The 25,271-nt window shown below is 74.8% G+C and carries 19 protein-coding genes; 15 read left to right on the plus strand and 4 right to left on the minus strand.

Annotation, left to right across the window (positions count from 1 at the left end; translation table 11 throughout):
* Window positions 1–16 precede the first annotated feature (16 nt).
* Window positions 17–817: a ribonuclease III gene (gene rnc / locus ACFY00_RS28920; protein ID WP_388034600.1), complete on the plus strand. Its 801-nt coding sequence runs from the start codon at window positions 17–19 to the stop codon at window positions 815–817.
* A gap of 10 nt (window positions 818–827) precedes the next feature.
* Complete coding sequence (mutM, locus tag ACFY00_RS28925) at window positions 828–1,685, plus strand: bifunctional DNA-formamidopyrimidine glycosylase/DNA-(apurinic or apyrimidinic site) lyase (protein ID WP_388034602.1); 858 nt, start codon at window positions 828–830, stop codon at window positions 1,683–1,685.
* Between the two features lie 52 nt (window positions 1,686–1,737).
* Here the strand turns inward: mutM and ACFY00_RS28930 are convergent, their stop codons facing one another.
* Entirely contained in the window at window positions 1,738–2,652 is a 915-nt protein-coding gene (locus tag ACFY00_RS28930) for a hypothetical protein (protein WP_388034604.1), read from the minus strand.
* Window positions 2,653–2,945: 293 nt separating this feature from the next.
* Between ACFY00_RS28930 and ACFY00_RS28935 the strand changes: the two genes are divergently transcribed.
* A complete protein-coding gene (locus ACFY00_RS28935; RefSeq protein WP_388034605.1) occupies window positions 2,946–4,301 on the plus strand; it encodes a hypothetical protein in 1,356 nt (451 codons plus the stop codon).
* 33 nt (window positions 4,302–4,334) lie between these two features.
* On the opposite strand, the gene ACFY00_RS28940 is transcribed toward ACFY00_RS28935, so the two are convergent.
* Entirely contained in the window at window positions 4,335–5,627 is a 1,293-nt protein-coding gene (locus ACFY00_RS28940) for an MFS transporter (protein WP_388034607.1), read from the minus strand.
* A 170-nt stretch (window positions 5,628–5,797) separates the two neighbouring features.
* On the opposite strand from ACFY00_RS28940, the gene ACFY00_RS28945 reads away from it, so the two are divergent.
* The 5 genes from ACFY00_RS28945 to ftsY all read left to right on the plus strand — a co-directional run bounded on the left by ACFY00_RS28945 (window position 5,798) and on the right by ftsY (window position 12,784).
* Window positions 5,798–6,610 (plus strand): hypothetical protein, encoded by an 813-nt coding sequence (locus ACFY00_RS28945; RefSeq protein WP_388034609.1) that lies wholly within the window; start codon window positions 5,798–5,800, stop codon window positions 6,608–6,610.
* 145 nt (window positions 6,611–6,755) lie between these two features.
* Window positions 6,756–7,049, plus strand: a complete 294-nt coding sequence (locus tag ACFY00_RS28950; RefSeq protein ID WP_033215215.1) for an acylphosphatase — start codon at window positions 6,756–6,758, stop codon at window positions 7,047–7,049.
* Window positions 7,050–7,431: 382 nt separating this feature from the next.
* Entirely contained in the window at window positions 7,432–7,635 is a 204-nt protein-coding gene (locus ACFY00_RS28955) for a hypothetical protein (protein ID WP_030458828.1), read from the plus strand.
* Between the two features lie 280 nt (window positions 7,636–7,915).
* On the plus strand, window positions 7,916–11,551 hold the full coding sequence (gene smc / locus ACFY00_RS28960; RefSeq protein ID WP_388034611.1) for a chromosome segregation protein SMC: 3,636 nt from the start codon (window positions 7,916–7,918) through the stop codon (window positions 11,549–11,551).
* Between the two features lie 24 nt (window positions 11,552–11,575).
* Complete coding sequence (gene ftsY, locus ACFY00_RS28965) at window positions 11,576–12,784, plus strand: signal recognition particle-docking protein FtsY (protein ID WP_388034613.1); 1,209 nt, start codon at window positions 11,576–11,578, stop codon at window positions 12,782–12,784.
* 75 nt (window positions 12,785–12,859) lie between these two features.
* Here the strand turns inward: ftsY and ACFY00_RS28970 are convergent, their stop codons facing one another.
* Window positions 12,860–13,528, minus strand: a complete 669-nt coding sequence (locus tag ACFY00_RS28970) for a bifunctional DNA primase/polymerase (RefSeq protein ID WP_388034615.1) — start codon at window positions 13,526–13,528, stop codon at window positions 12,860–12,862.
* A 440-nt stretch (window positions 13,529–13,968) separates the two neighbouring features.
* Here ACFY00_RS28970 and ACFY00_RS28975 point away from each other — a divergent pair, with 440 nt between their 5' ends.
* From ACFY00_RS28975 to ftsH, 7 genes are all read left to right on the plus strand, one after another.
* Window positions 13,969–15,426 (plus strand): hypothetical protein, encoded by a 1,458-nt coding sequence (locus ACFY00_RS28975; protein ID WP_388034618.1) that lies wholly within the window; start codon window positions 13,969–13,971, stop codon window positions 15,424–15,426.
* Window positions 15,427–15,709: 283 nt separating this feature from the next.
* The gene (locus ACFY00_RS28980) at window positions 15,710–17,035 is read left to right on the plus strand and encodes an ammonium transporter (RefSeq protein ID WP_388034620.1); all 1,326 of its coding nucleotides are present in this window, start codon (window positions 15,710–15,712) and stop codon (window positions 17,033–17,035) included.
* The gene (locus ACFY00_RS28985) at window positions 17,032–17,370 is read left to right on the plus strand and encodes a P-II family nitrogen regulator (RefSeq protein WP_033252690.1); all 339 of its coding nucleotides are present in this window, start codon (window positions 17,032–17,034) and stop codon (window positions 17,368–17,370) included. The genes ACFY00_RS28980 and ACFY00_RS28985 overlap by 4 nt, the downstream gene beginning before the upstream one ends.
* A 102-nt stretch (window positions 17,371–17,472) precedes the next feature.
* Complete coding sequence (locus ACFY00_RS28990) at window positions 17,473–19,905, plus strand: [protein-PII] uridylyltransferase (RefSeq protein ID WP_388034623.1); 2,433 nt, start codon at window positions 17,473–17,475, stop codon at window positions 19,903–19,905.
* Window positions 19,906–20,007: 102 nt separating this feature from the next.
* Window positions 20,008–21,567, plus strand: coding sequence for a signal recognition particle protein (gene ffh, locus ACFY00_RS28995; protein WP_388034626.1), 1,560 nt, complete (start codon window positions 20,008–20,010; stop codon window positions 21,565–21,567).
* A 108-nt stretch (window positions 21,568–21,675) separates the two neighbouring features.
* A complete protein-coding gene (locus tag ACFY00_RS29000) occupies window positions 21,676–22,200 on the plus strand; it encodes a GNAT family N-acetyltransferase (protein ID WP_388034629.1) in 525 nt (174 codons plus the stop codon).
* A gap of 72 nt (window positions 22,201–22,272) precedes the next feature.
* Window positions 22,273–24,177, plus strand: a complete 1,905-nt coding sequence (gene ftsH / locus ACFY00_RS29005; protein ID WP_388034632.1) for an ATP-dependent zinc metalloprotease FtsH — start codon at window positions 22,273–22,275, stop codon at window positions 24,175–24,177.
* Between the two features lie 7 nt (window positions 24,178–24,184).
* On the opposite strand, the gene ACFY00_RS29010 is transcribed toward ftsH, so the two are convergent.
* A complete protein-coding gene (locus tag ACFY00_RS29010) occupies window positions 24,185–25,000 on the minus strand; it encodes a class I SAM-dependent methyltransferase (RefSeq protein WP_388034635.1) in 816 nt (271 codons plus the stop codon).
* Window positions 25,001–25,271: the final 271 nt, after the last annotated feature.

Consider the following 25,271-nt stretch of genomic DNA (forward strand, 5'->3'; position numbering starts at 1 on the left):
CGGGGTGCACGGATCGATGTCGGAAACTGGTAGTTCCTCCCGCAAGCCGAACCCCGGGACCAACGGGGGCAAGGGCGGTGGGCCGGCCTCGACCGAATACGACGTCCTGGAAGGGCGCCTCGGGTACCCACTTGAGCGCGCCCTTCTGGTACGTGCCCTGACCCACCGCTCGTACGCGTACGAGAACGGCGGGCTGCCCACCAACGAGCGCCTGGAGTTCCTCGGCGACTCGGTGCTGGGCCTCGTGGTCACCGACACCCTCTACCGCCTCCACCCGGAGGTCGCCGAGGGCACGCTCGCCAAGCTCCGCGCCGCGGTGGTCAACTCCCGCGCGCTCGCCGAGGTCGGCCGCGGCCTGGAACTCGGTGTCTTCATCCGGCTCGGCAAGGGTGAGGAGGGCACCGGCGGCCGCGACAAGTCGTCGATCCTCGCCGACACCGTCGAGGCCGTGATCGGCGCGATCTACCTGGACCAGGGCCTGGAAGCGGCCACCGAGTTCGTCCACCGGCTGTTCGACCCGCTGATCGCGGAATCCGCGCAGCTCGGCGCCGGACTCGACTGGAAGACCAGCCTCCAGGAGCTCACCGCCGCCGTCGGCCTGGGCGTCCCCGAGTACGTGGTCACCGAATCCGGTCCGGACCACGAGAAGACCTTCACCGCCGCCGCCCGGGTGGCCGGCCAGGACTACGGCTCCGGCAGCGGACGCTCGAAGAAGGAAGCCGAGCAGAAGGCCGCCGAGTCCGCCTGGCGCACCATCAAGGCCGAGAACGAGGCCGCGCAGCCCGCCGCCGTCGGCGAGTCCGCCGCGACGGTCTGAGCGGAGCGCCGTGCCCGAGCTGCCCGAGGTCGAGGTCGTCCGCCGCGGTCTGGCCCGCTGGGCCGCCGGACGCACCGTCGCCGACGTCCAGGTGCTGCACCCGCGCGCCGTGCGCCGCCAGCCCGGCGGCGCCGACGAGTTCGCCGCCCTGCTGCGCGGCCGCACCCTCGGTGAACCGCAGCGCCGCGGCAAGTACCTGTGGGTGCCGCTCGGCGACGGCCTCTCGATGGTCGGGCACCTCGGCATGAGCGGCCAACTCCTCGTCCAGGAACCGGAGATGGCCGACTCCGTGCACCTGCGGGCCCGGCTCCGGTTCGCCGACGGCGGCACCGAGCTGCGCTTCGTCGACCAGCGCACCTTCGGCGGCCTGGCCGTCGAGGAGGCCGAGGCCGACGACCCCGAGGCCACCCCCGTCTCGCTCGCCCACATCGCCCGCGACCCGCTCGACGCCCGCTTCGACGACGCCGCCTTCGCCCGCGCGCTGCGCGCCAGGCGCACCACCGTCAAGCGCGCCCTGCTCGACCAGACCCTGGTCAGCGGCGTCGGCAACATCTACGCCGACGAGGCGCTGTGGCGCAGCCGCCTGCACTACGACCGCCCCACCGCCACCCTGACCCGCCCCGCCGCGCTCGAACTCCTCGGCCACGCCCGGGACGTCATGACGGCGGCGCTGGCCGTCGGCGGGACGAGCTTCGACTCGATGTACGTCAACGTCAACGGCGAGAGCGGCTACTTCTCCCGCGACCTCGACGCGTACGGCCGCGAGGGGCAGCCCTGCCGCCGCTGCGGCACCGCGATGCGCCGGGACGCCTGGATGAACCGTTCCAGCTACTCCTGCCCCGGCTGCCAGCGCCCGCCCCGGGCCTGAACCGCCCGCGCGCCCGGCTCCGGGCGATCCGCCGGGGCACCGGCGCGCCCGGTCAGGGCGCCTTCCCGGCGGTGGCCCTCTCCTCCTCGGCGGCCGCGTGCAGTGCGCCGCCCTCCTCGCCGAAGTAGGCCACGCCGACGGCGCTGACCACCGCCAGCACGAAACCGAGGGCGGCCAGCCAGCCCAGGCCGTCGCGGGAGGAGTCGCCGAGCCAGAGCACGCCCACCGCGCCGGGGACGACCGTCTCGCCGACCACCAGGGCGGCGGTCGCGCCGTTCACCGAGCCGATCTGCAGGGCCACCGTGTGCAGGTACATCCCGCCCAGGCCGCCGACCAGCACGGCGTACAGCGCGGGGTCGGCGAGCAGCGCGCCCGGGTCGAACGGCTGCACGCCGTCCAGGACCCGCACGCCGATGCCCAGCGCGCCGAAGCCCAGGCCGGAGAGCAGGCCCGCCACGATCGCCCCGCTCGACCCGAGTCGGCGCACCACCAGCGAGCCGCCCGCGACCAGCACCGCGGAGCCGATCAGCAGCGCCCAGTGGAAGGCCCGGGCCGCCTCGTGCCCGCCCTCCGGACCGGCGGCCACCGCGAGCAGCACCAGCGCGCCGCACAGGATCCCGATCGACAGCCACTCCAACTGGCGCAGCCGCAGGCCCAGCAGCTTCACCGACAGCACCGCGGTGATCACCAGGTTGGCGCTGATGATGGTCTGCGACAGGAACAGCGGCAGCAGCCGGGCGGCCAGCGCGCCCAGGCCGAAGCCGATGAAGTCCAGCACCGTGCCGAGGATGAACTCCCAGGTGACGGCGGCCTTCGCGGTCGAGGACAGGCTCGGCCCGCCGTGCCCGGTGACGGTGCCGGAGGCCGCCTCCTGCCGGGCGGAGCGGCGGGCGCCGAGGGCCTGCAGCACCGACCCGGTGCCGTAGCAGGCGGACGCCGCGACGGCGGTGACGAGGCCGAGGAACACCAGGGGTCTCCTGTCGGGGTGGGTTTGGCGGCGCGGAGGGCCGGGAGGTTCGGAAGGCCGGGAGGTTCGGAGGGCCGGGCGGCGCGGAGGGCCGGGAGGTGCGGAAGATCGTCACCACTATGCCCGCTCCGGCGCCCCGACCGGGACGTCCGGGGCCAACTCCGGCCGGTCGGCGGGGGTGCCGGCGGTCCGTCTCGCCCTGGAGTAGGGGGTGGCACCGGGAGCGGGGTCCGGTCGGAGGAGCGCGTGTCGCCGGGCGGCGGACCGGTGCGGCGGACCGGTACGGTCGGGACATGAGAACCCTGCTCCGCCGCTCCCGCACCACCGGGCCCGCCGTCGTCCTGGCGGCGCTGCTCGGCCTGCTGATGGTGCTCGGGCTGTCCGCGCCCGCGTCGGCGTCCGGCCTGAACGACGCGGCCGACGCCATGAAGCGGGTCCAGCTCTACGTCGACCCGTCGATGAGCGGCCGCTTCTCCCCGGAGCAGGCGACCGCGCTGGCGAAGAAGCTCAAGGACGTCGACAAGCCGATCTACGTCGCGGTGCTGCCCGACAGCCCCGCCTACCCGACGGAGAACCTGTTCGTCGACCTCCGCGCCAAGGTCGGCGCCGCCGGCGTCTACGCGATCTGGCGCGGCGACCGGTTCCAGGCCCAGTCCACCGGCCCCCAGGTGCTGGACCAGGCCACGGCCCGGAACCTGGCCGGTGCCGCGTACCGCTCCAACGGCGGGAACATCGACGCCACCCTGAACGAGTTCGTCGACGGGGCCGCGGAGAAGGTCAGGGGCGACGGCCCGCAGCACAGCACCTCGATGGCCTGGGTGCTCGTCCCGGTGCTGCTGGTCGCGCTGCTCGGCGCGGGCGCCCTCCTGCTGGTCCGCCGCACCAGGAGGCGCCGGGAGGAGCAGGCCCGGGCCGAACTCGCCCAGCTGCGCACCGTGGTGGACGAGGACATCACCGCGTTCGGCGAGGAGCTCGACCGGCTCGACTTCGACCCCGGCGCCCCCGACGCGGACGACGCCCAGCGCACCGACTACACCGCCGCGCTGGACGCCTACGACCGCGCCAAGCGGACCATGGACGCGGCGGAGCGGCCCGCGGACGTCCGCCCGGTGACCGAGGCGCTGGAGCAGGGCCGGTTCGCGCTGGCCACCCTGGCCGCCCGCCGGGAGGGCCGCCCGCTGCCCGAGCGCCGCGTCCCGTGCTTCTTCGACCCGCGGCACGGTCCCTCCACCACCGACGTGCAGTGGGCCCCGCCCGGCGGAGCCCCGCGCCCCGTCCCGGCCTGCGCCGACGACGCGGCCCGGATCTCCGGCGGCGGGGACCCGCGGGTCCGCACCGTGGAGACCGCGCACGGCCACCAGCCGTACTGGGACGCGGGCCCCGCCTACAGCCCCTGGGCGGGCGGCTACTTCGGCGGCGGCCTGCTGCCCGGCCTGCTGGTCGGCACCGTGCTCGGCTCGGCGATCGCCACCCCCGGTTACGCCTACGCGGACGGCTACGACCACGACGGTGGCGGTGGCGGTGGCGAGTACCCGGGCGACGACTTCGACCCCGGCGGCGGCAGTAACTTCGACGGCGGTGGCAGCGACTTCGGCGGGGACGACTTCGGTGGCTTCGGCGGGGACGACTTCGGCGGTTTCGGAGGCTGACCGCCGCCCGCCGCCCACTCACCCGCCGCCCACTCACCCGCCCGACGGCCCCCGGCCCCCGTCCCCGGACGGCACGGGGGCCGTCCGCACCTCCGTGACCGGGTCGGTGGTGGCGGCGACCGGCTCCCGGCGGCCCAGCAGCGCCAGCACCGCCGCGCAGGAGGCCACCTGCCAGGCCGCGCCCCAGCCCAGCACCGTCCGCGCCCCGACCGCCGCCGCGAGCGGGCCGGCCAGCGCCAGCCCCACCGGCCCGAACGCGAACGCCCCGAGCGTCACGTACGCGCCGACCCGGCCCAGCGCCCGCGGCGGGACGTGGCGCTGCACCAGGGTGGAGAACAGGCTGCCGGAGACGATCGAGGTCACCCCCGCCCCGGCCGCCGCCGCCATCACCAGCGGCAGCGGACCGCCGAGCGCCAGCGCCCCCGAGGGCAGCGCCCACCCGGCCGTCACCACCAGCACCGTGCGCAGCGGCCGCCGCGGCCGCCGTCCCAGCAGCACCAGCCCGCCCAGCACCGCGCCCGCCCCGTACGCGCCCATCACCGCGCCCCAGCCGCCCGCCCCGCCGAGGTGCTCGCGGGCCAGCACCGGGCCCAGCACCAGGAACGGCGCCCACACCAGCAGGTTGAACAGGCAGCCCTGCAGCACGCTCGCCCACAGCCACCGCCGGGAGCGGAACTCGCCCCAGCCGTCCCGCAGTTCGGCCAGCAGCCCGGGCCCGGCGGCGGCGCCGGGGGCGGCCGGGACGCGCAGCGGGGCCAGCGCCGCCAGGCCCGCCGCGTACGTGGCGGCGTCGAGCAGCAGCACCCAGCCCGGCCCGGCGGTGGCGGTCAGCAGGCCCGCCAGGGCCGGACCGGCCACCGCGGCGCCGTTGCGGGCGATGCCCAGCAGCGCGTTGGCGTCGGCCAGTTCGGCGGCCGGGACGAGCCGCGGCAGCAGGGCGTCCAGCGCGGGCAGGAACACCGCCTCGCCCAGCCCCCACAGCACCATCAGCGCGGCCAGCGCCCACACCGTCCCGTGCCCGGCGAACAGCAGCGCCGCGGTGGCCGCCTGGGTCGCGCAGCGCAGCCCGTCCGAGCCGAGCATCGTCCGGCGCGGCCCCAGCCGGTCCGCGGCCGCTCCGCCGAGCACCAGCAGCAGCACGATCGGCACGATCCGGGCCGCCATCACCACGCCGAGCCCGGAGCCGCCGCCCCCGCCGTCCAGCACCGCGAAGGCGACCGCGACGGAGGCGGTGGAGGAGCCGAACAGCGAGACGGCGTACCCGGTGAAGAAGAGGCGGAAGGGCCGCCCGCGCAGGACGGCGAGGCGCCGTGGGATCGGTTGCATGAGCGGCAGGCTGCCCCGTCGGGCGGTCGCCCGGCAAGGGGTTCGGCCGGAAAAGTTGAGCGGATGGGCATCAATTTTCGGCAGGGGTGAGTTGGGCGCAGTAAATCGATGGATTTACCGCAGTCGGAGCTGGTGTTGACGGTTCGACCGGCAGCGTATTTACTGCGGGTATGACGCCCGTGGAGTTCGCCGTCGCCGCCGAGCACTACCTGGCGGGGGCCCCGCTCGCGGAGAGCTCCCGGCGGGTCTACCGGATCGCCCTGCACACCTGGGCCTGGCTGCTGGTCGGCCGCACCCCGCCGACCGGCGCCGAGCGGCGGCGGGCCGCCCCGCCGGTGCTGCCGCTCGCCCTGCTGGACGGGCCCGACGCGCCGGAGCGGGTCGCCGCCGCGTTCGCCGAGCGGGCCGCCGCGGTCGGGGTGCGCACCGCCAACCGCGAACTGTCCGCGCTGCGGGCCGCCCTGCGCTGGTGGTGCGCGCGCGGCTGGCTGGCCGCCGACCCGGCCGAGGGGGTGCGCCCGCTGCCGACCGCCCCCGCCGACCCGGTCGGCCCGGCCGGGAGCCTCGGCGAGGAGCGGCTGCGGGCGGTGTTCGCCCTGCGGGCGCCGCTGCGCGAGAAGGTGCTGTGGCACCTCGTCCGGGAGAGCGGCGCGCCGATCGAACGGCTGCTGGCGCTGGACGTGGACCGGCTCGACCTGCCGAACCGGCAGGCCCGCACCGCCCCCGGGCTGCCCCCGCTGCGCTGGCGCGGCGGCACCGCCCGGCTGCTGCCGCTGCTGGTGGCCGGTCGCACCGCGGGCCCGCTGTTCCTCACCGACCGGCGCGCCCCGTCCGGCACCCCCGCCGCCGACCGCTGCCCGCTCACCGGCCGCGGCCGCCTCTCCTACCGGCGGGCGGCCGAGCTGTTCACCGCCGCCACCGCCCCGCTGGACCCGGCCGGCCGGGGCTGGACGCTGCACGCGCTGGCCGAGCCGCGCCGCTGAGGGCGGGCCGTGCGTGGCGGGCCGTGTGGGTGGGAGGAGTGCGGTGGGGGTGTGCGGTGAGGGGTCGCGGAGGTGGGGAGGGTCGGTGGAAGGGGCGTGAAACCCGTTCCGGGCGCCCCCCAGGTGCCCGACTATGGTCGGACACATGCAAGGTCACGACAGTCACCGATCCGTCCGCGCCACCATCTGGGTGCGCGGGCGCGTCCAGCAGGTGGGGTTCCGCTGGTGGACCAGGGCCAGGGCCCTGGAGATCGGGCTGACGGGCTACACGAGCAACCTCGGGGACGGCCGCGTCCAGGTGGTCGCCGAGGGGTCGCGCGCCGACTGCGAGCGCCTGCTCGCCGCGCTGCGCGGGCCCGGAACGCCTGGTCAGGTCAGCGGGGTCACCGAGATCTGGACGGCCGTGGGCGACGGGTACGAGGGCTTCGCGATCCGATGAGCACACCGCAGTTGCCGGCGGGAGGAGAGCCCCCGGCAACTGCCGGTGTCACGGGGTTGCCATCGCGGCGCGCTCGTGGTTGACTCCGCAGACGTAGTGATCCACTAGCCCGGCCGATGGTGTGAGGTTCCCGCCATGCAGGTGACAGGGCCGCGGTAGCGTGCGGTGATCGTGTTGACCCGTACGGTCTTTGGTGAGACGCTTGAAACCCGCGCACAGGTTTGCGTTTAGCCGGCGGGGCCCCGCCTGTGGGTGTGTCACTCACCAGCGGATGCCCTCGTAGTGCCCAGCCAGCACGTCCGGCGCGCAAGCGCGTGCGTATCCCTTCCCCCAAAGACCCACCGTACACGGTTCGGTCACTCAGCGTGGAGGACCACACATCATGGCAAAGGCGCTTCTCGGGTACGTCGGCGGCCCCGACCCGCGAATGCTCTCCGAGATGCGACGGTTGCAGCAGCGCGTCCAGGACCTGGAGAACGAGCTCGTGAAGCTCCAGGCCGAGAACGACGCCCTGTCCGCCGTCGCCGACGAGCACTCGCTGCTCAGCAGCATCGACCTGGACCAGCGCGAGCCGGCCCTGACCTGATCGCTCGTGGCCATCACGATCGACGCAGTCGTGCGCTGAGCTTCTCCCCCGGCGAGGGGATGGCAGCCTGCAAGGGACGTCCGGAGCGGACGTCCCTTCGTCGTGTCCACGCCGGTCCGCTGCCCAGAGACTGCCCGACCCGCCGCACGGCCAAACCACCGCCTGGAGGTCCGTCGGCGGCGCGGCCGGATACAGTCGCAGGCGGCGGCCGTCCCGGAGCGGGACGGCAGGTGGCGGGTCGCGGCGCGGCGGCCCGCGGCGCGGCGAGGAGGACGGTCGGGTGCACCTCAAGAGCCTGACCCTGCGCGGGTTCAAGTCCTTCGCCTCGGCGACCACCCTGCGCTTCGAACCCGGCATCACCTGCGTGGTCGGCCCCAATGGCTCCGGCAAGTCCAACGTCGTCGACGCGCTCTCCTGGGTGATGGGCGAGCAGGGCGCCAAGTCGCTGCGCGGCGGCAAGATGGAGGACGTCATCTTCGCGGGCACCAGCGGGCGCCCCCCGCTCGGCCGCGCCGAGGTCAGCCTCACCATCGACAACACCGACGGCGCCCTGCCGATCGACTACTCCGAAGTCACCATCACCCGGACGATGTTCCGCAACGGCGGCAGCGAGTACGCGCTCAACGGCACCGTTTGCCGCCTGCTCGACATCCAGGAACTGCTCTCCGACTCCGGCATCGGCCGCGAGATGCACGTCATCGTCGGCCAGGGCCAGCTCGACTCCGTCCTGCACGCCGACCCGATGGGGCGGCGCGCCTTCATCGAGGAGGCGGCCGGCGTCCTCAAGCACCGCAAGCGCAAGGAGAAGGCGCTGCGGAAACTCGACGCGATGCAGACCAACCTCAACCGCGTCCAGGACCTGGTCTCCGAACTGCGCCGCCAGCTCGGCCCGTTGGGCCGCCAGGCGAAGATCGCCCGGCGGGCCGCAGGCATCCAGGCGGAACTGCGCGACGCCCGGCTGCGGCTGCTCGCCGACGACCTGCTCACCCTGCGCCGCGCCGTCGAGGCCGAGGTCGCCGACGAGATCGCGCTGGGGCTGCGCCGCACCACCGTCGAACAGCAACTCGCCGCCGCTCTCCAACGCGAGGCCGTCCTGGAGGCCCAGGTCGAACAGCTCGGGCCCGCCCTGGAGGCCGCCCGGCAGACCTGGTACCGGCTCTCCTCGCTCGCCGAGCGCACCCGCGGCACCGTCGGACTCGCCGAGGCCCGGGTGCGCGCCGCCGCCACCGCCGGGCAGCTGGAGGAGCGCCGCGGCCGCGACCCGGAGGACCTGGAGCGGGAGGCCGTCCGGGTCCGCGAGGAGGAGGCCGCCCTCGAAGCGGCCCTGGAACAGGCGCAGGACGCGCTGGCCGAAGCCGTCGAGGAGCGCGCCGACCTCGAACGCGCCCTGGCCGCCGAGGAGACCAGGCTCAGGGCCGCCGCCCGGGCCATCGCCGACCGGCGCGAAGGGCTCGCCCGGCTGCAGGGCGCCGCGGCCGCCGCCCGCTCCCGGGCCACCGCCGCCGAGGCCGAGGCCGCGCGGCTCGCCACCGCCCGCGACGAGGCCCTGCTGCGGGCCGCCTCCGCCCAGCAGGAGTACGAGCAACTCCAGGAGCAGCACCAGGAGTTCACCGAGGGGGAGGGGGAGAGCGAGGAGCGCCACGACCGGGCCCGCGGCGAGCTGCGGGCCGCCGAACGGGCGGTCTCGACGGCCCGCGAGGCGCTCGCCGCCGCCGAGCGGGAACGCGCCGCGCTCACCGCCCGGCACGACGCGCTCGCCCTCGGCCTGCGCCGCAAGGACGGCAGCGCCGCCCTGCTGGAACGCCCGGGCGTCCTCGGCCCCGCCGCCGAACTCCTCACCGTCGCCCCCGGGTTCGAACTCGCCCTGGCCGCCGCGCTCGGCCCCGCCGCCGAAGCCGTCGCCGTCCCCGACGCGGACGCCGCCGCCGACGCCCTGACCTGGCTGCGCACCGCCGACGCCGGGCGGGCCGCCGTGCTGATCGCCGAGGCCGCGGACCCCGTCGCGCCCGGGGCGCAGCCGCCCGCCGAACCGCCCGCCGGAGCGGCGTGGGCCGGGGCCCTGGTCGACGGGCCGCCCGCCGTCGCGGCCGCCGCCCGACGGCTGCTGGCACGCACCGCCGTGGTCGAGGACCTGGACGCCGCCCGGCGGTTGACCGCCGCCCACCCGCACTGGAGCGCCGTCACCCGGGACGGCGACCTGCTCTCCGCCGCCCTCGCCCACGGCGGCTCACCCGGCGCGCCCAGCCCGCTGGAGACCCGGGCCGCCGTCGCCGAGGCCGCCCGCGGCATCGAGGAACTCGACGCCCGCTGCGAGCAGTTGGCCGCAGAACTCGCCGCCGCCCGCGAACACCGGGCCGAACTCGCCGACGAGGTCGAACAGTTGACCACCCTCCGGCGTCGCGGCGAACAGCGCCGGGCCGAACTCGCCGGAGCCCTCGGCCGCTCCGGCGGCGCCGCCCGGGCCGCCGCCGACGAGGCCGAACGCACCGCCGACGCCGCCGCCAAGGCCGAGAGCGGCCTCGCCGAGGCCCGCACCGCCGCCGAGGAGCTCGCCGCCCGCCTCGCCACCGCCGAGGAGCTCGCCGAGGACGGCGAGGACGAACCCGACCCCGCCGAACGCGACCGGCTCGCCGCCGCCGGAGCCGCCGCCCGGCAGGCCGAGATGGAGTCCCGGCTCGCCGTCCGCACCCACGAGGAGCGCGTCCGCAACCTGGCCGGCCGCGCCGACCAGCTCGACCGCGCCGCCCGCGCCGAACGCGAGGCCCGCGCCCGCGCCGCCGAGCGCCGCGACCGCGCGCGTCGGGAGGCCGCCGTCGCCACCGCCGTCGCCACCGGCGCCCGCCACCTGCTCGGCCGGATCGAGGGGACCCTCGCCGCCGCCGAGGCCGAACGCGCCGCCGTCGAGGCCGACCGCGCCGCCCGCGAGGCCGAACTGCGGCAGTTCCGCGAGCACGGCCGCGAACTCAAGGCCGAACTCGACCGCCTGGTCGACGCCGGCCACCGCGACGAGGTGCTGCGCGCCGAGAAGCGGCTGCGGATCGAGCAGTTGGAGGCCAGGGCCCTGGAGGAGTTCGGCATCGAGGGCGGCGACCTGCTCGCGGCCTACGGTCCCGACCAGCCCGTCCCCGCCCCGCCGCCCGAGGACGGGCAGGGCGGTGCGGACGGCCGGGGGGCGGGCGCGCCCCGCCCCTACGTCCGGGCCGAGGTCGAGCAGCGCCTCAAGGCCGCCGAACGCGCCCACCAGCAGCTCGGCAAGGTCAACCCGCTCGCGCTGGAGGAGTTCGCCGCCCTGGAGGCCCGCCACCAGTTCCTCGGCGAACAGCTCGACGACCTGCGCAAGAGCCGCCGCGACCTGATGGACATCGTCCGCGACGTCGACACCCGGGTCGAGCAGCTGTTCACCGCCGCCTACCACGACACCGCCGCCCAGTTCGAGGGCGTCTTCGCCCGGCTCTTCCCCGGCGGCGAGGGTCGACTGCTGCTCACCGACCCGGAGAACATGCTCACCACCGGCGTCGAGGTGGAGGCCCGGCCGCCCGGCAAGAAGGTGAAGCGGCTCTCGCTGCTCTCCGGCGGCGAGCGCTCGCTCACCGCCGTCGCCCTGCTGGTGTCCATCTTCAAGGCCAGGCCCAGCCCGTTCTACGTGATGGACGAGGTCGAGGCCGCGCTCGACGAGACCAACCTGCGGCGACTGGTCGGGATCATGGAGGAGCTGCGGGAGAGCTCCCAACTGATCGTCATCACCCACCAGAAGCTCACCATGGAGTCCGCCGACGCCCTCTACGGCGTCACCATGAAGGGCGACGGCATCTCGCAGGTGATCAGCCAGCGGCTGCGGGTGCCCGGGCCGGGGCGGCCGGGACGCGGGGACGGGCACAGGACAGCGCTGGAACCCGCGGAACCGGGCCCGGCATAGGCGCTAAGTGATACTGGACGGGTTATGGAATACGTGATCCTTGCCGTTGTCATCGCGGTGGTCGCCATCGGCGCGATCACCGGACTCGTCGTCTCCGGCAGACGACGCAAAGAACTGGACCGGCCGAGCCAGGCGCCGACCATCACCGCGCCCGCCCCGGCCAAGCCCGCCCCGACCGAGACCGCCCCGAGCGGGACCGGGGCGGAGGTCGAAGCCGCTCCCGAAGCCGAGCCCGAGACGGCGGCCGAGCAGCCGACCGTCGAGGAGGTGCGGGCCGAGGAGGCCGAGGCCGCGCCCGCGATCGAGGTGCCCGAGCCCACCGCCGGCCGCCTGGTCCGGCTGCGCTCCCGGCTCTCCCGCTCGCAGTCGACCCTCGGCAAGGGCCTGCTGACCCTGCTCTCCCGGGACCGCCTCGACGAGGACACCTGGGAGGAGATCGAGGAGACCCTCCTCACCGCCGACGTCGGCGTCGGCGCCACCCAGGAGCTCGTCGACAACCTGCGCACCCGGGTCAAGGTGCTCGGCACCCGCACCCCCGACGAACTGCGCGGCCTGCTCCGCGAGGAGCTCGTCAAGCTGATCGGCACCGACGCCGACCGCACCGTCCGCTCGGTCAAGGACGGGGACGGCCCGGCCGTGGTGCTGGTGGTCGGCGTCAACGGCGTCGGCAAGACCACCACCACCGGCAAGCTCGCCCGCGTCCTGGTCGCCGACGGCCGGAAGGTCGTGCTCGGCGCCGCCGACACCTTCCGCGCCGCCGCCGCCGACCAGCTGCAGACCTGGGGCGAACGGGTCGGCGCGCACACCGTCCGCGGCCCCGAGGGCGGCGACCCGGCCTCGGTCGCGTTCGACGCGGTCAAGCAGGGCATCGCCGACGGCGTCGACACCGTCCTGATCGACACCGCGGGCCGCCTGCACACCAAGACCGGCCTGATGGACGAGCTCGGCAAGGTCAAGCGCGTCGTCGAGAAGCACGGCCCGGTCGACGAGGTGCTGCTGGTGCTCGACGCCACCACCGGCCAGAACGGCCTGGTCCAGGCCCGGGTGTTCGCGGAGGTCGTCGACATCACCGGCATCGTGCTCACCAAGCTCGACGGCACCGCCAAGGGCGGCATCGTCATCTCGGTGCAGCGCGAACTCGGCGTCCCGGTCAAGCTGATCGGCCTCGGCGAGGGCGCGGACGACCTCGCCCCGTTCGAGCCCGGCGCCTTCGTGGACGCGCTGCTCGGCTAACGGCGCCCCGGCACCGGTGAGGTCCGCCCCGGGAGGGAACCCCCTCCCGGGGCGGACCTGTGCGTAGGGGGGGGTCTAGCTGGCGAACTCGCGCTGCCGGTCCCGGGTGCTGCGGTGGCAGGCGTACGCGAGGGTGCCGAGCAGCAGGCGGGCCTCGGGCGGGGCGCTGTCGGTGGTGGGGCGGCGCAGCCAGCGCATCGGGCCGAGCGGGCCCAGCGGGGTGGGCGGGACGGCCAGGTAGGAGCCGAGGCCGTGGCAGGTGAGGTCGAGGGAGGCGTCGTCCCAGCCCATCCGGTAGAGCAGGTCGGGCAGGCGCTCGGCGGTGCCGGGGGCGACGAAGAGCAGCAGCCGACCGGCCGGGGAGGCCAGCACCGGGCCGACCTGGGTGCCCATCCGCTCCAGCCGGACCAGGGCCTGCAGGCCGGGCTGGGCCGGGACGTCCAGGACGTCGAACTGGTGGCCGGTGGGGAGGAGCAGCGGGGCGTCGGCCGGACATCGGGCGGCGAGTTCGGCGGCGCTCGCGCCGGGGGCGATCGCCGGGCCGACCCGCAGGTGCAGGTTGGGCGCGGCGCAGTGCGGGACGCCGCAGTCGCAGGCCGTCCCGGCGCGCGCGGTCGGGCTGCCGGTGGTCAGCGTCCAGCCCCAGCGTTCGGAGTACTCGGCGGCGGCCTGCAGCACGGTGGGCCGGGTGCGGCGGCGGCCGCCGAGGGGGGTGAGCCGGAGGGTGCCGAACAGCTTGTCCATGCCACCCACAACCGGTTCCGGTCGCCGCTGGTTACGGGAGGGTGACGGTGCGTCGTTCGTTGGGCGCGTGGTGCGTGGTGCACCGGAGGCGCGCGCGGACCGGCGCACACCGATCCGGGTGGCGCGGGCCAGCAGGCGCCTTGCACCGGCGCTTCGGATGCCGGATCGTCGTTGCCGCACGCGTGCCTCCGTCGGGTTCCGTCGGGTCCGGGCATGTGCCGCGGTCATGTCGAGCTGACTCATAGTGAAGCGCGCCCGTCCGTCCGGTAGTTCACTCCTGGGGGTGGCGAAAGGTGGCGTTTCTCCGACGTTGCTCCCCCGGATGGCGCAGGGGCGCTACGTTCGGCATACGGAACGCAGCCGACCGGTCACGCGGGCGGTGATGAAACGGGTCAAGGGCGAAGAGGGGCCCCGGTTCGGGGCGGGATGGGGACGGTCCCATGGGTGAGAAGCAGCCGAACGAGAAGCTGGGCTCCTGGTTCGCGCGCAGCGGCTGGTCGAAGGGCGAGCTGGCGCGCCAAGTGAACCGCAGGGCACGGCAGATCGGCGCGCACCACGTCTCCACCGACACCTCGCGGGTGCGCCGCTGGCTGGACGGCGAGCAGCCGCGCGAGCCGATCCCGAAGATCATGTCGGAGCTGTTCTCGGAGCGCTTCGGCTCGGTGGTCTCGGTCGAGGACCTCGGCCTGCGCGCGGTGGTCCAGGTGACCACCGTCGGCAGCGGGGTGGACCTGCCCTGGAGCCCGCAGCAGACCGTGCAGGCGATCAGCGAGTACTCGCGCAGCGACCTGATGCTCAACCGCCGTGGTTTCCTCGGCACTTCGCTCGCCCTGACGGCCGGAGCGGCGCTGATCGAGCCGATGCAGCGCTGGCTGACCCCCGGCCCGAACGGCGCGCCCACCCCGATCCTGGCGGCGGCCAACGGTGGCCAGCAGTTCTCCGGGCGGCTGTCCGAGCCGGAGATGCAGTTGCTGGAGCAGACCACCGAGATGTTCCGGAAGTGGGACGCGCAGAACGGCGGCGGCCTGCGCCGCAAGGCGGTGGTCGGCCAACTCCACGAGGTCACCGACCTGTTGCAGGAGACCTACCCCGAGGCGACCACCAAGCGGCTGTTCCGGATCACCGCCGAACTCGCCCACCTGGCGGGCTTCATGTCGTACGACGTGGGCATGCACCCGAGCGCGCAGAAGTACTACGTGCTGGCGCTGCACGCGGCCAAGGAGGCCGGCGACCGCCCGTTCGGCGCGCACGTGCTGACCGACATGAGCCGGCAGATGATCCACCTCAACCGCGGCGAGGACGCGCTGGAGCTGATCCACCTCGCCCAGTACGGCAGCCGCGACACCGCCACCGCCCGCCAGCAGGCGCTGCTGTACGCGATGGAGGCGCGGGCCTACTCCACCATCGGCGAGGTCAACCGCTGCGCCCGGGCGGTCCGGCTGGCGGAGGACACCTTCAGCGACATCCGGGAGAGCAACGAGGAGACGCCGAGCTGGCTCAAGTTCTTCTCGCACGCCGAGCTGTGCGCGGAGAACGGGCACTCCTACCGGGACCTGGCCTACACCACGGACCGCGGCCTCGCGATGGCCAAGGCCGCCGAGCCGCTGATCACCGAGGCGGTCGACCGGTTCCGGGAGGACGGCGACCACGTCCGCACCTACGCGTTCAACCTGGTCGGCATGGCCTCGGTGCGGCTGCTGCAGAACGAGCCGGAGGACGCGGCGAAGTACTGCGAGGAGGCGGTGGACATCGCCAAGAAGGTGCGCTCCGAGCGGCTGAACACCCGGGTCCGCAAGACCTCCGAGGCCGCCAGCCGGGACTTCGGCGGCGCCCCCGGGGTGGACCGGCTGGCCGAGCGGGTGGTGCACGACATCCCGGAGTTCGTCTCGGTGGTCTGACCCCCGCCCCGCCCGCGGCCGCCCCGTCCCGCCCCGTCTCCCGCGGCCGTCCGACCCGCCCGTCCGGACGGCCGCGGCAGTATGCCACGCCCTGTCCAGTACGCGTCACCTGCTGTGGTTCACGTGCCCGTAACGGGCGCGTCAACCGCGTCACTGCGGCGAAACACCGAGCCGCATCGGCCGAAACCCGCCTTCGGCACTCTCCTCTCATCGCCGACACGCCGGGATGGCACGGGACAGGTATCCCGGTCGTGGTGCGGCTCTCATTTCGGAGGAGACGCCGATGCCGGACGGCTTCAGCGCGGGCGATACCGCCTTTGTGTTCATCTGTGCGGCCCTGGTCATGTTGATGACCCCGGGCCTGGCCTTCTTCTACGGAGGCATGGTCAGGGTCAAGAGCACCCTCAACATGCTGGTGATGAGCTTCATCTCACTGGCGATCGTCACCGTGCTCTGGGTCCTGTACGGCTACACGCTGGCCTTCGGGCCGGACGCCGGGGCGGGTCTGATCGGCAACCTCGACTACCTGGGCATGCGCGGCATCGACCTGAACGCGCTGACCGGGACGATCCCGGTGACCGGCTTCGCGGCCTTCCAGCTGATGTTCGCGATCATCACCCCGGCGCTGATCAGCGGCGCCATCGCGGACCGGGCGAAGTTCGCGGCCTGGAGCCTGTTCGTGGCGCTCTGGGTGACCGTCGTGTACTTCCCGGTCGCGCACTGGGTGTTCTTCTTCGACGGCGGCAACGGCGGCTGGCTCGGTGACCGCAACGGCGTGATCGACTTCGCGGGCGGCACCGCGGTGCACATCAACGCCGGTGCGGCGGGCCTGGCCCTGGCCCTGGTGCTGGGCAAGCGGATCGGCTTCAAGAAGGACCCGATGCGCCCGCACAGCCTGCCGCTGGTGATGCTCGGCTCCGGCCTGCTCTGGTTCGGCTGGTTCGGCTTCAACGCGGGCTCGGCGCTGGCCGCCAACGGCGTGGCGGGCATGGCCTTCGTCAACACCCAGGTCGCCACCGCCGCCGCCGTCCTCGGCTGGCTGGCCTACGAGAAGATCCGGCACGGCGCGTTCACCACCCTCGGCGCCGCCTCCGCCGCGGTGGCCGGCCTGGTCGCCATCACCCCGGCCTGCGGTTCGGTCTCCCCGCTCGGCTCGATCGCGATCGGCCTGATCGCCGGTGCGCTGTGCGCCGCGGCGATCAGCCTGAAGTACAGGTTCGGCTTCGACGACTCGCTCGACGTGGTCGGCGTCCACCTGGTCGGCGGCATCGTCGGCTCGCTGCTGATCGGCTTCTTCGCCACCGGCCACGTCGGCCAGACCGCGTCCGGCCTGTTCTACGGCGGCGGCCTGGAGCAGCTCGGCAAGCAGGCGCTCGGCGTGGTCGTGGTCCTGGTCTACTCCTTCGTGCTCTCCTGGCTGCTGGGCCAGGCGATCCAGAAGACCATCGGCTTCCGGGTCTCCGAGGACGTCGAGGTCTCCGGCATCGACCAGGCCGAGCACGCCGAGTCCGCCTACGACTTCACCGCCGTCGGCGCCAGCCTCGCCCGCACCGTGGCCACCCCCGCCGTCCCCGCCAGTGCCGAGAAGACCGAGGTCGACGCCCGATGAAGCTGATCACCGCGGTCATCAAGCCGCACCGCCTGGACGAGGTCAAGGACGCCCTGCAGGCCTTCGGGGTGCACGGCCTGACCGTCACCGAGGCCAGCGGGTACGGCCGGCAGCGCGGCCACACCGAGGTCTACCGCGGCGCCGAGTACACCGTCGACCTGGTGCCGAAGGTCCGGATCGAGATACTGGTCGAGGACGAGGACGCCGAGCAGCTGATCGACGTGGTCGTCAAGGCCGCCCGCACCGGCAAGATCGGCGACGGCAAGGTCTGGTCGATCCCGGTCGAGACCGCCGTCCGGGTCCGCACCGGCGAACGCGGCCCCGACGCCCTCTGACCCACCCGCTGAGAACCACCGCTGAAAACCCTCCTGGCGGACCTGCCCACGCGGCAGGTCCGCCGAAGGCGTATCCGGCACCAGCACGCACCGGGAGCAGACGTGAGCAGCACCGACCCCGCCGAGTACGGCTACCCGGCCGAACGCGCCCGCCTGCTGGCCGATCCCGGCGCGGTCGGCCCGCAGCGGCGCGCCGCCCTGGCCCGGCTCACCGACGACTGGCTGGCCGGCCTCTACCGGACGGCCGGGGCCCCGGCCCGCACCGCCCTGGTCGCCGTCGGCGGCTACGGCCGGGCCGAGCTCTCCCCGCGCAGCGACCTGGACGTGCTGCTGCTGCACGAGGGCCCGCTCGCCGCCGACCTCGCCGAACGGATCTGGTACCCGGTCTGGGACAGCGGCGTCGCGCTCGACCACGCCGTCCGCACCCCCGGCGAGGCCCGCGAGGTCGCCGCCGAGGACCTCAAGGCCCAGCTCGGCCTGCTCGACGCCCGCCACCTGGCGGGCGACCCGCAGCTCACCGCCGACCTGCGCTCCGCCGTCCTCGCCGACTGGCGGGCCGCCGCCCCCGAGCGGCTGCCCGAGCTCCAGGAGCTCGGCCGGGCCCGGGCCGAGCGCCACGGCGAGCTGTCCTTCCTGCTCGAACCCGACCTCAAGGAGGCCCGCGGCGGCCTGCGCGACCTGGTCGCGCTGAACGCCGTCGCCGCGACCTGGATCGCCGACGCCCCCCGCGACGGCCTGGACGCCGCCGCCCGCACCCTGGCCGACGTCCGCGACGCGCTGCACCTGACCACCGGCCGGGCCACCGAGCGGCTCTCCCTGCAGGACCAGGACCAGGTCGCCGAACGCCTCGGCGTGCTCGACGCCGACACCCTGCTGCGGCAGGTCTACCAGGCCGCCCGCACCGTCGCGTACGCCTCGGACGTCACCTGGCGCGCCGTGGAGCGGGTGCTGGCCGCCCGCCGCAGCCCGGTGCCGCGCCGCGCCGTCCGGTTCGGCTTCCCGTTCAACGGCGCCCGGCGCGTCCAGGGCGGCCCCACCGCGCCCGAGCGCCGCCCGCTCGCCGAGGGCGTGGTCGAGCAGGACGGCGAGGCCGTGCTCGCCCAGGCCGCCCGGCCCGCCACCGACCCGGTGCTGCCGCTGCGCGCCGCCGCCGCGGCCGCCCAGGCCGGGTTGACCGTCGGCTACGCCACCGTGCGCCGGCTGGCCGCCGAGACCAGGCCGCTGCCGGTGCCCTGGCCGGACGAGGCCCGCGAGCAGCTGGTCACCCTGCTCGGCGCGGGCGAGGCCTGTCTGCCGGTCTGGGAGGCGCTGGAGGCGGAGGGCCTGATCAGCCGGATGCTGCCCGACTGGGAGCGGGTCCGCTGCCGCCCGCAGCGCAACGCCGTGCACCGCTGGACCGTCGACCGGCACCTGATCGAGACCGCCGTCCGGGCCGCCGCGATGACCCGCCGCACCGCCCGCCCCGATCTGCTGCTGGTCGCCGCGCTGCTGCACGACCTCGGCAAGGGCTGGCCCGGCGACCACTCCGAGGCCGGGGAGGTGATCGTCCGCGACGTCGCCGTCCGGATGGGCTTCGGCAAGCGCGACACCGACACCCTGGCGCTACTGGTGCGCCACCACCTGACGCTGGTTGATACTGCGACCCGCCGCGACCCCGACGACCCCGCCACCGCCGACCTGATCGCCAAGACCGTCGGCACCCAGACCCACCTGGAGCTGCTGCACGCCCTCACCGAGGCCGACGCCACCGCCACCGGCCCCGCCGCCTGGTCCAGCTGGCGGGCCTCGCTGGTCGCCACCCTGGTCGAGCGCACCGCCGCCCGGCTGGCCGGGGAGAGCGGCCCGCCCGCCACCGACCCCGAGGTCACCGCCGACCAGGAGCGGCTCGCCGTCGAGGCCGCCCGCACCGGCGGTCCCGCGCTGGCCCTCACCGCGCACGCCGAGCCCGCACCGGACGGCGGCGCCGAGCCGATGGGCGTCGAACTGACCCTGGCCATCCCCGACCGCCCCGGCCTGCTCGGCACCGTCGCGGGCGTGCTCGCCGTGCACCGGCTCGCCGTCCGGAAGGCGGGCCTGCGCGAACTCGACCCGGTCGGCGCCGGGCCCGTCCTGCTGCTGTCCTGGACGGTCGCCGCCGAGTACGGGGACCTGCCCGAGGCCGCCCGGCTCCGCGCCGACCTGCGCCGCGCCCTGGACGGCTCGCTGGACGTCGCCCGCAAGCTCGTCGAGCGCGACGCCGCCGCGCCGCGCCGCCGCGGCATCAGCACCCCGCCGCCGGTGGTCACCGTCGCCCCGCACGCCTCGCGGTCCGCCACCGTGCTGGAGGTCCGCGCGCACGACGCGCCCGGCCTGCTGCACCGGATCGGCCGCGCCCTGGACACCACCGGGGTGCGGGTCCGCACCGCGCACGTCTCCACCCTCGGCGCGGAGGCCGTCGACGCCTTCTACCTCACCTCCACCGACGGCGGCCCGCTGGAACCGGGCCGCGCCGAGGAGGTCGCGCGGGCCGTCCGGGCCGCCCTGGAGGCGCACTGACCCGCGGTTCCCGCGGGGGCGCAGACCACTCGCCGGGGTGCGGCTACCCTTGGGGCGACGACAGTTACCCGTACTCGATGCCGCAAGGGACCCGCGACCGACGTGTTCGACACTCTCTCCGACCGCCTCGCAGCGACGTTCAAGAACCTCCGGGGCAAGGGCCGTCTCAGCGAGGCGGACATCGACGCCACCGCGCGCGAGATCCGGATCGCCCTGCTGGAGGCGGACGTCGCGCTCCCCGTGGTCCGCGCCTTCATCAAGCAGGTCAAGGACCGGGCCCTCGGCTCCGAGGTCTCCGGCGCGCTGAACCCCGCCCAGCAGATCATCAAGATCGTCAACGAGGAGCTGATCAGCATCCTCGGCGGCGAGACCCGCCGCCTGCGGTACGCCAAGACCGGCCCGACCGTGATCATGCTGGCCGGTCTCCAGGGCGCGGGCAAGACCACCCTGGCCGGAAAGCTCGGCCACTGGCTCAAGACCCAGAAGCACACCCCGCTGCTGGTCGCCTGCGACCTCCAGCGCCCCAACGCCGTCACCCAGCTCGGCGTCGTCGCGGAGCGGGCCGGCGTCGCCTTCTACGGCCCGCAGCCCGGCAACGGCGTCGGCGACCCGGTGCAGGTCGCCCGCGACTCCATCGAGTACGCGAAGCAGAAGCAGTACGACGTCGTCATCGTCGACACCGCCGGCCGCCTCGGCATCGACGCCGAACTGATGCAGCAGGCCGCCGACATCCGGGCCGCGATCGACCCGGACGAGGTCCTGTTCGTGGTCGACGCCATGGTCGGCCAGGACGCGGTGACCACCGCCCAGGCCTTCCTGGAGGGCGTCGACTTCACCGGCGTCGTGCTCTCCAAGCTCGACGGCGACGCGCGCGGCGGCGCGGCGCTCTCGGTCGCCCACGTCACCGGCCGTCAGATCATGTTCGCCTCCAACGGCGAGAAGGTCGACGACTTCGACGCCTTCCACCCCGACCGGATGGCCTCGCGCATCCTCGGCATGGGCGACGTCCTCTCCCTGATCGAGAAGGCCGAGCAGACCTTCTCCCAGGCCGAGGCCGAGAAGATGGCCGCCAAGCTGCAGGGCGGCGGCAAGGACTTCACGCTCGACGACTTCCTGTCGCAGCTGGAGCAGGTCCAGAAGATGGGCTCGATCTCCAAGCTGCTCGGCATGCTCCCCGGCATGGGCCAGATCCGCGACCAGATCAACAACCTGGACGACAAGGACGTCAACCGGGTCGGCGCGATCATCAAGTCGATGACCCCGGCCGAGCGTTCCGACCCCAAGATCATCAACGGCTCGCGCCGCCTGCGCATCGCCAAGGGCTCCGGCGTCCAGGTCGGCGAGGTCTCCGGCCTGGTCGAGCGCTTCTTCGAGGCCCGCAAGATGATGTCCGCGATGGCCTCCGGCAAGGGCATCCCCGGCATGCCCGGCATCCCCGGGATGGGCGGCGGCGCCAAGCGCTCCGGCAAGAAGGCCCCGGTCGCCAAGGGCAAGCGCAAGAGCGGCAACCCGCTCAAGCGCGCCCAGGAGGAGGCCGCCGCCGCCGAGCGCAAGGCCCTCGGCCCCGGCCAGGGCACCCAGCCCGGCGGCGCGTTCGGCCTCCAGCCGGGCAAGGGGCCGACCGACTTCGACCTCCCCAAGGAGTTCAAGGACCTGCTGTAAGGGTCCCCCGGGAGGAGCCGACAGGGGCGCGGGGGGCCGCGCGGGCAGGAGAGCTCGCACGGCCCCCCGCGCCCCTGCTTTCGCACCGGTTGCGCCATGATGTCCCGTATGCGCGTGACGATCCGAGCCCCCCGCCCCGATGACGTCGTCCCCTACGCCGATGCGGTGCGGCGCTCCGCCGCGCACATCGGGCGGTGGAACCCCGTCGAGCCCGACGGCATGCCGGACCTGCTGAGCCGTCAGGGCGCGGGCCTGCGCACGTTCCTGATCGTGGACGTCGAGACCGGCGGCCTGGTCGGCAAGTGCAACGTGGCGAACATCGTGATGGCGCGGTTCTGCAACGGCGTGCTGGGCTACGACTCGTACGAGCCGTTCGTCGGGACGGGCCGGATGTCGGAGGGCATGCGGCTGGTGGTGGAGCGCTGCTTCACGCCGTCGGAGCGGGGCGGGCTGGGACTGCACCGGCTGGAGATCAACGTGCAGCCGGACAACGAGCGGTCGATCGCGATGGCGCGCCGACTGGGCTTCCGGCACGAGGGGTTCACGCCGCGGATGCTGTTCCTGCAGGGCGCCTGGCGCGACCACGAGCGGTTCGCGCTGACCGCGGAGGAGTGGCCGACACCGGTGCGCTGACCCGGCGGCGGTGCGGTCGCGCCGCGGCGTTGCGCGCCGCCCGACGCGCACGGCGTCCGTATCGTCCGAGGGGTGAGCAACCCCGTGCCGCCGCGTCAGACCCCCGACCAGCCCTGGCGGTCCGAGGGGGCGCCGCCCCCGCCGCCGCCGAAGAAGCGGATGCCGGGCGGCTGGACGGGCCTGGTCCTCACCGCGCTGGTGGTGTTCCTGCTGTCCGACCTGCTGCTGAGCTTCTTCGGCAACGGCGGATCGACCACGATCTCGTACACCGAGTTCAACAAGCAGCTCAACGGCGGGAACGTCACCAAGATCTACTCCAAGGGCGACGCCATCGAGGGCACGCTCAAGAGCAAGCAGCCCAAGCCGGACGGCGGCAAGGGCGACTACACCGAGTTCACCACCCAGCGCCCGGCCTTCGCCAACGACGACATCTGGGGCACCCTGCAGGCGCAGAACGTCGAGGTGACGGCCCGTCCGGTGGTGCAGCAGCGCAGCTTCCTGGCGAACCTGCTGATCTCGCTGGCGCCGATGCTGCTGCTGATTGGGGTGTGGGTGCTGATCGCCCGCCGGATGTCGGGCGGGATCGGCGGCGGCGCGCTCGGCCGCAAGGCCCCGCCGAAGCCGGTGGACACCAGCCAGGGCAAGCGCACCACCTTCCAGGACGTGGCGGGCATCGACGAGGTCGAGGCCGAGCTCAGCGAGGTGGTCGACTTCCTGAAGAACCCGCAGGCCTACCGCAGGCTCGGCGCGAAGATGCCGCGCGGCGTGCTGCTGACCGGCCTGCCCGGCACCGGCAAGACGCTGCTGGCCCGGGCCGTCGCGGGGGAGGCCGACGTGCCGTTCTTCTCCGCCTCGGCGTCCGAGTTCATCGAGATGATCGTCGGCGTCGGCGCCAGCCGGGTCCGCGAACTGTTCTCCGAGGCCCGCAAGGTCGCCCCGGCGATCGTGTTCATCGACGAGATCGACACCATCGGGCGCCAGCGCGGCGGCGGTGGCGGCATGGGCGGCCACGACGAGCGCGAGCAGACCCTCAACCAGATCCTCACCGAGATGGACGGGTTCTCCGGCTCCGAGGGCGTGATCGTGATCGCCGCGACCAACCGCGCCGAGATCCTCGACCCGGCGCTGCTGCGCCCCGGCCGGTTCGACCGCCGGATCACCGTCAGCCCGCCCGACCGGACCGGCCGCGAGCAGATCCTGCGGATCCACACCCGCGGGGTGCCGCTCGCGGAGGGCACCGACCTGGGCGCCGTGGCCCGCGCCACGCCCGGCATGACCGGCGCCGACCTGGCCAACCTGGTCAACGAGGCCGCGCTGCTCGCCGTCAAGCGCCAGCAGGACGCGGTCGACCAGGAGAACCTCTCCGAGGCCCTGGAGAAGGTCCAGCTCGGGGCGGTGCGCCCGCTGGTGATGCCCCAGCAGGAACGCGAGCGGACCGCCTTCCACGAGTCCGGGCACGCCCTGCTCGGCATGCTCCAGCCCGGCGCCGACCCGGTCCGCAAGATCACCATCGTGCCGCGCGGCCGCGCCCTCGGCGTCACCCTCTCCACCCCCGACACCGACCGCTACTCCTACACCGAGCCCTACCTGCGCGGCCGGATCATCGGCGCGCTCGGCGGGATGGCCGCCGAACAGGTGGTCTACGGGGTGGTCACCACCGGCGCCGAGAGCGACCTCGAACAGCTCACCACCATCGCCCGCTCGATGGCCGGGCGCTGGGGCATGAGCGAACGGGTCGGCCGGGTCACCGCCATCCCCGACGACAACCAGTCCCCGTACGGCCTGGCCGCCGCCCCCACCACGCTGGACGCGGTCGACGAGGAGGCCCGCCGGATCGTCGCCGAGTGCTGGGAGGAGGCCGTCGCCCTGCTGCACCGGCACCGCGACCGGCTCGACGCGCTGGCCGCCGCCCTGCTGGAGGCCGAGACCCTGGACGAGGACGCCGCGTACGCCGCCGCCGGGCTCAGCCGCTCCTGAGCCCTCCTCAGCCGCGGGGCCGGGTGCCCGCCGCCCAGCGGAACACGTTCGCCATCCGCACCGAGCCGTCCGGCCGCAGGTACGGGTGCAGCGCCTCCTCCAGCTCCTTCGCCACCAGCGCCGGGCCCGCCGCCTCCTCGGCCCGGTCGAACAGGCCGGTCGAGAGCAGGCCGCGGACCGCCGAGTCCAGCCCCGCGTAGGCGAACGGGCAGTCCACCCGGCCGCTCCCGGACGGGCGCGCCCCGGCCGAGGCCAGCAGCGACTCCAGCACGCCGGGGCGGGAGGCCGCGAACGGGTCCGGCGCGCCGAGCGGGGCGTGCCGCCGGGCGACCTCCAGCACGGCGGCGCTCTCGCAGCGCTCCGCCGGGCCCCACGCGGCCACCACCAGCTGCCCGCCGGGCAGCGTGCGGGCGAGCGACCAGGCGACCAGCGCGGGCGTCGGCGGCTGCTCGAAAACCGTCACCAGGGAGTGCGCCGGGCGGGGGACGGGGGGCGCCGAACGGGCGACCTCCTCCGCCCGGCCGCCGGGCGACACCTGCAGCCCGCGGGCCGCCGCGAGCTCCCGCAGCCCGCCGTCCGCCTCCACCCCCGCGACCTGCGCGCCGCGCCCGGCGGCGAGCAGCAGCGCCAACCCGGAGCGGCAGCCGACGCCCAGCAGGCTGGTGGCCGCGCCGACCTCCAACCGCCGGTAAACGTCCTGGTAGAGGGGGACGAGCATGCGCTCCTGGATCTCCGCCCAGTCCCGCGCCCGACCGCTGCGCCCCGCCGGGGAGTCCGTCCGGACCCGGTCCACGGTGCTGCCGGTCACCTGCGCTGAAGCCATCGCGGCCTCCCAATCGGTCCTCGGAATCGGCTGCGGCCCCCGCAGCCCTGCCCCCCGGTCCCCCTCCCAGCGAACAGCGGGTCGCCCCCGCCGTCCAGAGGGGTGCGAGCAGGTATCCGCGCGCCGCGGGTGTGCGCCCCGGGGTGTGCGCGGGCGCGGCGCAGTCCGGCCGGCCCGGCCCCGGGGGTTTGGGACGGCGCGGCGGGCGCGGGCGGTGGCCGCACGGCCGTCCGGTGCACCGGATTCACGGTCCGGCCCCGGTTTTCCGTAC

This window comes from Kitasatospora sp. NPDC001540 (assembly GCF_042894345.1).
Lineage (GTDB): Bacteria > Actinomycetota > Actinomycetes > Streptomycetales > Streptomycetaceae > Kitasatospora > Kitasatospora phosalacinea_C.